General features: G+C 71.3%; 1 protein-coding gene. It reads left to right on the top strand.

Annotated features, from left to right (window positions below):
- Nucleotides 1-3517: non-ribosomal peptide synthetase (locus D7X99_RS41585; RefSeq protein ID WP_121782545.1), on the top strand; the 3517-nt coding region annotated here is incomplete at both ends.

A 3517-nucleotide genomic window follows, 5' to 3' on the forward strand; every position in this document is an offset into this window, starting at 1 on the left:
CGTCAGCGGCTGGCGGAGTCGCACGAGGTGCAGGCGCACGCGGTGGTGCTCATCGAGCCGGGCAGCCTGCCCAAGACGTCCAGCGGCAAGGTGCAGCGTCACGCGTGCCGAGCGGCCTTCCTCGCGGGGACATTGCAGGAGGTGACGGCGTGGCGGGCGGAGCCGCCAGGTGGCGCGCGTTCGTCGTCCGAGGCTCCTCTCCCCGCTTCATCCGAATCCGTCCCAGGCTCCAGCGGGGCTCGGTCCATTACCGCGCCGGACTTCAGCGCATCCGAGTCGTCGCCTTCGTCCCGGCAGTCATCGAGTCATGACGGCGGAACCATCAGCCCGGCCGCTCCTGGCGCGGGTTTGGGAGCACACGAACCGGCGCCCGTCTCAGAGGGCCTGCCCACGAATGCGGACGAGGCAGCGCTGGTTGCATGGCTGCACGACGTCGTGGCCCGGCACATGCGCATGCGCCGTGAGGACATCGACGTCGATGCTCCGGTGACTCGTTACGGGCTGGACTCGTTGGGCGCGGTGGAACTGGCGCACGAAATGGGTATCGGCACGACGCGCGTGACGGTGCCCATGGAGTGGTTGCTCCAGGGACCGAGCATCACGTCCCTTGCACGGCAGCTGATCGCGGCCCGCACGGCGGCGTCCGCCCCTGCATCGAGCACGCTGCGTCGCCGGGATGTGACTGGCGACCGGGCGGCGTCCTTCGCACAGGCGCGGCTGTGGTTCCTGGACCGGTACGCACCGGGCGACGTGACCTACAACCTTCCCGCCGCCGTGCGACTGGAAGGCGAACTGGACGTGGCCACGCTGGAGAACAGCCTCCTGGTGCTCGCCGCGCGCCATGACGCGCTGAGGACTTCCTTCCGGGAACAGGACGGAAGGCCGCTGCAGGTCATCGCGAGCTTCGCATCCCTGCCGCTGGCCCGCGTATCACTGGAGTCCCTGCCCGCGGACACCCGCGAGGCCGAAGCCTCCCGTCTGGCCCATGAAGAGGCCCGCCGCCCGTTCGTCCTGACGCAGGGACCGCTCGTGCGCGCCACGCTTTTGACGCTGGACGAGCGCACGCACGTGCTGGTGCTCGTCATGCACCACGCCGTGTCGGACGGCACGTCCATGGCCGTGCTGGTGCGCGAATTGTCCGCCCTCTACGCGGCGCTGCTCGAAGGCGGTCCGTCGCCGCTGCGCGCGCTGAAGGCGGCTTACTCTGACTACGCGGAGTGGCAGCGGGAGTCGCTGGACGGAGCCACGCTGGCTTCTCACCTGGACTACTGGCGGCAGCAGCTCTCAGGCGCGCCCCGCTTGCTGGAGCTTGCGACAGACCGGCCGCGTCCCGCCGAGCGTGGAACACAGGGCGCCCGGGTGCCGGTGGTGCTCGACTCACGGCTCGCCGAAGCGGTGCGCACGCTGGCCATCAGTGAGGGCGTCACCCCCTTCATGGTCCTGCTCGCGGCCTTCCAGGCGGTGCTCGCGCGCCGCTCGGGGCAGGACGACGTCAGCGTGGGCACGGCCATCGCGGGCCGTGAGCGCGCGGAGTTGCAGGGCCTGGTGGGCTTCTTCGTCAACACGCTGGTGATGCGCACGCGGCTGTCCGGCGCGCCCACCTTCCGTGAGCTGCTGGCCCGGGTGCGCGCGACGGCGATGGGTGCGTACGCGCACCAGGACGTGCCCTTCGAGAAGCTGGTGGAAGCGCTCCAGCCCACGCGCGAGCGCGGGCACACGCCCCTCTTCCAGGTGATGTTCATCCACCAGGGCGCGCAGGTGGGCGCCCCCGTGCTGCCGGGCCTCCAGTCGCGCTTGCTGGACGTGCATTCGGGCACGGCGATGTTCGACCTGACGCTCTCGCTCTCCGAATCCGCGAGGGGCTTCGAGGGCTGGCTGGAGTACGCCACCGATCTCTTCGACGCGGACACCGTGGCCCGCATCGCTGGCCACCTGCGTGTGTTGCTGGAGGCCGCCGTCGCGGACCCTTCGCGCCAGGTGGATGCGCTGCCGTGGCTCAGCGCCGATGAGTCGGAGCACCTGCTCGCGCTGTCGCGTGGACCCGACATCGAGTTCCCCTCGGATGCCACCCTCTCCTCGCGCTTCGCGGCGCAGGTGGCTCGCACGCCGGATGCCGTGGCGCTCGTCGCAGGGGATGGCCGGCTGACGTACCGGGAGCTGCGTGCTCGGGCCCGGGCCGTGGCGCACACGCTGAGGCAGCGTGGCGTGGGGCCGGAGTCGGTGGTGGGCTTGTGCGTGGACCGCTCGGTGGAGCTGGCGGTGGGGATGCTCGGCATCCTGGAGGCGGGGGCGGCCTACCTGCCGTTGGATCCGGCGTACCCGGCGCAGCGGCTCGCGGCGATGTGGGAGGACTCGGGGGCGAAGGTCCTCGTGGGGCCTCGTCGCCTGGAGGATGTCATCGCGGTGCCGGCCGAGCGCCGGCTCTTCCTCGATGACGTGGCCCCTTCGGTGGGAGCGGACTTCGTGCGGTCTGCGGGTGACGCGCGGACGCTCGCGTACGTGCTCTACACGTCGGGTTCGACGGGGCGGCCCAAGGGCGTGGGCGTGCCGCACCGGACGGTGATGAACTTCTTCCGCGCGATGGATGCGCACGTCTCGCCGTGCCCGGGCACGTGGCTGGCGATGACGAGCATCTCCTTCGACATCTCCGTGCTGGAGCTGCTCTGGGCGTGGACGCGCGGCTTCCAGGTGGTGCTCGCGCCCACGGGCCTGGAGCCCGCGGCGTTCGCGGACCTGCTGGAGCGCCACGCCGTCACCCACTTCCAGTGCACGCCGTCGTACGCGCGGGCGCTCGTGGAGGAGCCCCGGGCGCTGCATGCGCTGGGCGGACTGCGCCAGATGCTCGTGGGCGGCGAAGCGCTTCCGGGGAGCCTTGCCTCGAAGCTGCGCGTGCATGTCCCTGCCCTGCTCAACATGTACGGTCCCACCGAGACGACGGTGTGGTCGTCCATGCATCGCGTGGAGACGGACACGGCCGGCACGATGTCGCTGGGGCGGCCGCTCGCGAACACCGGGCTGCACGTCCTGGATGCCCTGCTGAGGCCGGTGCCGGTCGGTGTCCCCGGTGAGCTGTTCATCGGGGGGGAAGGCGTGGTGCGCGGCTACCTGGGCCGGCCAGACCTGACGGCCGAGCGCTTCGTGCCGGACGCGCTTCGCGAAGCGCCGGGCACGCGGATGTACCGCACGGGCGACCGGGTGCGCTGGCTCGCGGACGGGACGTTGGAGTTCCTGGGCCGCATCGACCACCAGGTGAAGCTGCGCGGCTTCCGAATCGAACCGGGCGAAATCGAAGCCGCGCTCCGCACGCACCCCGAGGTCCGCGAGGCCGTGGTCGACGTGCGCGAACAGCGACTCGTGGCCTACGTCGTCCCTGTCTTCGGGGATGCCGGCGTTCTGCGTGAGCACCTGCGCTCCCGTCTCCCTGCGTACATGGTGCCCTCGGCCTTCGTCGGCCTGGACGCCCTGCCCCTCACACCCAACGGCAAGGTGGACCGCGGCGCCCTGCCCGCCCCCGCGG

Source organism: Corallococcus sp. AB032C (genome assembly GCF_003668935.1).
Taxonomy (GTDB): domain Bacteria; phylum Myxococcota; class Myxococcia; order Myxococcales; family Myxococcaceae; genus Corallococcus; species Corallococcus exiguus.